Origin of the sequence: Mesorhizobium sp. M4A.F.Ca.ET.050.02.1.1 (assembly GCF_003997725.1) — a bacterium.
Classification (GTDB): domain Bacteria; phylum Pseudomonadota; class Alphaproteobacteria; order Rhizobiales; family Rhizobiaceae; genus Mesorhizobium.
Map to the genome: position 1 here is coordinate 1 of NZ_RZSG01001559.1, position 394 is coordinate 394.

Below are 394 nucleotides of genomic sequence, written 5' to 3' on the forward strand. Positions count from 1 at the left end.
GTTGGGTAACGATCTGCGCAAAACGTTCATTCAGCATATCTGCGTTGAACTCTTCCTCGACCTTGCGACGAGCGGCAAGCGCGACAGCTTCGCATTCCTTCGGGTGTTCGGCGACCCAGGCAAGTTTGCCGGCAAGCGTCGAAACATCCCGCTCGGGTGCGAGAAATCCTGTCTCCAGGTCCTGGATGAGCTCGGGGATCCCCGAGTGAACCGTGCTGACCGCAATCAGCCCGGCGGCCATGGCTTCCATAAGCGCGACCGGGATGCCCTCCATGTCCCCGTTGCTGGCGGTGATACTCGGCAGCAAAAAGAGATGCGCCGCGCGAAGCCGTCGTTTCACCTCCATGTGGGGAAGACTGCCAAGGAATGTTACGCGTCCCGTCAAGCCCAGCTC

Annotated in this window: 1 protein-coding gene; it reads right to left on the reverse strand. The window is 60.4% G+C overall.

The genetic code is table 11. The features are described from left to right. A partial coding sequence (locus EOA33_RS38630) for a glycosyltransferase (protein WP_245482636.1) occupies positions 1–346 on the reverse strand: 346 nt, incomplete at its 3' end. Positions 347–394 lie beyond the last annotated feature (48 nt).